The organism is Faecousia intestinalis, assembly GCF_040096185.1.
Classification (GTDB): Bacteria; Bacillota; Clostridia; order Oscillospirales; family Oscillospiraceae; genus JAZOXB01.
This window is the reverse complement of sequence record NZ_JBBMFF010000042.1, coordinates 1-2,796: the sequence shown is the minus strand read 5'-3', so window position 1 is coordinate 2,796 and position 2,796 is coordinate 1. Positions and strand designations below refer to the sequence as shown.

At 70.6% G+C, this 2,796-nt stretch carries 2 protein-coding genes; both read right to left on the bottom strand.

The genetic code is table 11. The features are described from left to right. Positions 1–117: 117 nt before the first annotated feature. Entirely contained in the window at positions 118–1,497 is a 1,380-nt protein-coding gene (locus WMO66_RS00480; protein WP_349134443.1) for an ethanolamine ammonia-lyase reactivating factor EutA, read from the bottom strand. After that, positions 1,494–2,549, bottom strand: a complete 1,056-nt coding sequence (locus WMO66_RS00475) for an iron-containing alcohol dehydrogenase family protein (protein WP_349134442.1) — start codon at positions 2,547–2,549, stop codon at positions 1,494–1,496. The genes WMO66_RS00480 and WMO66_RS00475 overlap by 4 nt, the downstream gene beginning before the upstream one ends. Between the last annotated feature and the right edge of the window lie 247 nt (positions 2,550–2,796).

The following is a 2,796-nucleotide window of genomic DNA, read 5'->3' as shown; positions in this document are numbered from 1 at the left end:
GGCCGTTGGCCTCCTCGCAATGACAAACCTTTGGCTTTTGCCATTTTAATGACAGCCTGTTAATCGCAGCAGTGCGTCGCCGGGCCGGGCTGTCCCCTCCCCTACAATTGCATATCCTCAAAAAACCAGCGTTTTGATCACGACCGGGAGGACCTGCCCGCCTGCAATGGGGGCGGCAACGTCGAGATAGCTTCCCGGCGGGAGCTGCACGCCGTCGAGGCACAGCAGCGGCACGCCCGGCAGCCGCACGGCAAGCGCCTGCCCGAGGGCCTTGCCCACATCGGCCGCCACGGCCACGAGCACCGGCCCGTCCCTGCCGCGCAGGCCGCCGGCCAGCCCGTCGGCAAGGGCGCTCAGCGCTGCAAAGTGCAGGTCGCGCCGCCCCTGCAGGGCCAGAACGGCCGGGCCTCCTTCAAACACGGCCAGCCGCGCCCGGACGGTTTCTGCCAGCTCCGCGGGCGGGAGGTGCTCCTCCTCCGGCATCAGGGCGGCGACGGGCAGATTTTTCAGCGGAAAGGCGATGCGGTCAAAATAGACCGTGCTGCCGGAAAGCTCCGTGGCGTGGCAGCCCGCGCCGATGACGGTGGCGCGGATGGTCTCGCGCGCGGGGATGCGCGGGCCGACGGCGCTTTTGGCCACGGCCCGGCCGAGCAGCACGCCGAGGTCTCCGTAGGCAAACGGCTCGCGCGGCCGGTCGTCCATCAGGTCGGCCACACCGCCGGAAAAGCTGTAGACCGCGCCGGGCGCGGGGCCGGGCAGGCGGTCCGTGACGAAAAAGCGCAGCCGCGCCGGATCGGATACCGGGCGGAAGCCGAGGGCCTCCTCCAGAATCTCCGTGAGCAGGGAAACGGCCGGCGCGAGGTCCTGCGGCGTCAGCCGGTCGCCGGGGGCGTAGGGCACGAACGGCCGCAGCACGGGCGAGACGTAGGTCACGCGGCCGTCCGGCTCCAGCTTGACGAGCCGCCCGCCGACATTCAGGCAGGCCGTGTCCGTCAGCGCCCCGTTCGTGAAACGGGCGATGTTTGTCGTACCGCCGCCGATGTCCAGATTCACGACGGTACAGGCGTGCGCCTGTGAATAATCCGCCGCCCCGGCTCCGCGCCCGGCCAGCGCGCTTTCCAGCGCGGGACCGGCCGTTGCCACGACGAAGTCCCCGGCGTAGCCGGAAAGCGCTTCAAGCACGGCGCGGGCATTCTCGCGGCGGGCCGTCTCGCCCGTGATGATGACGGCCCCGGTCTGCACGGCGCGGCGATCGATGCCTGCGGCGGCGTATTCGGCGTCCACGATGCGGGCGATGGCCTCGGCGTCCAGCTCGCGCTCCGAGCGCAGCGGGGTGAAGTGCACGGCGCTGCGCCGCAGGACCTCGCGTGCGGCGACGGTGTAGTTCGGCACGGAAAAGGCCGAGCCCTCGTTGCGGACGGTCAGGCGGGAAAAGACGAGCTGCGTCGTCGTCGTGCCGAGGTCGATGCCGACGGACAGCAGCGTTTCCGCGCTCACAGCACCTGCCGCAGCAGGACCTGCAGCGCGTCACGGGTCAGGGGAGCGGGGGCCTGCGATGCGCAGGGGTCGGCCAGCGCGGCCTCGAGCACGTCCGTTTCAGCCTCCAATACGGCCTCGCGCGGGACCCCGGCCTCTGTTAAGCTTGCGGGCAGGCCGAGCCGGGCGCGCAGGCGGACGATCGTCCCCGTCAGGCCGCGCACGCCGGGCAGGCCGCAGGCCGCGGCAAGGGCGGCATAGGGATGGGGGTCTTCGGCCGCGTGGTGGGCGATGACGTGCGGCAGCAGCATGGCGCACAGGCGTCCGTGGGCCACATGGAAGCGCCCGCCGAGGGCATGAGCCAGCGCGTGGCAGGCGCCGAGGCCCGCATTGTCAAAGGCCAGCGCCGCCATGGAGGCCGCCAGATGGACGTCTCCGCGCACGGCCGTCTCGCCCGCGAACGAGCGCGGCAGCAGCCGCAGCAGCGTCCGGCAGGCGCTGTGGGCCAGCGCGTCCGTCACGGGGCTGGCCTCGCGTGCGGCCGCGGCCTCCACACAGTGAGAAACGGCGTCCATGCCGGATTCCGCGATGAGGCGCGGGGGCAGGGCCTCGAGCAGGGCGGGGTCCAGAATGGCCAGCTCCGGCCGCAGGGCCGGGTCCACGAGGGGGTGCTTGACGCCGCCCTGCGTCAGTATGGCGAACGACGTGACCTCCGAGCCGCTGCCGGACGTCGTCGGCACGGCCACAAGGCGGACGGGCAGGCCGCCGAGCGCGGCAATGCCCTTGGCGCAGTCGATGGCGGAGCCGCCGCCGAGGGCCAGAACGGTGTCCGGCCGCAGGGCCTGCAGGCGCGCGACGCCCTGCGCCACCAGAGAGAGCGGGGGATCGGGCGCGACGTCGGAGAAAATCTCGACCTGCGCGCCGGGAAAGGCCGCGGCATAGCGCGCGGCCGTGCCGTTTTCGGCAAAATAGGGGTCCGTGACGAGCAGCACGCGCTCGGCGTGCAGCCCGGCGAGGGCCGCGGGGGCGTCCGCGCCGAAGCACAGCCGCGTGCCGCAGACAAAGCTTTGCATGACATCGCCTCTTTTCGGCGATAGTATTTCCGCGCGGCCGGAAAACATGTGACAAAATTGAAAATTTATGCCCGCCGGGTTGACACCGGCGGGCATTTGTGGAAAAATAGAAGAAAATGGCGGGGCTGACGAACGGCCGTTGTAGGGGCCGGGCTGTCCCCTCCCGGCGCAATGCTGTCGACTAATGCAGGCTGTCGATAAAACGGTGAAAGCCAAAGGTTTGTCATTGCGAGGCCCCGAAGGGGCC

Bases quoted from the DNA above. Each gene is read 5' to 3' on its own strand.
- WMO66_RS00475 (WP_349134442.1), bottom strand. From the start codon at position 2,549: ATGCAAAGCTTTGTCTGCGGCACGCGGCTGTGCTTCGGCGCGGACGCC.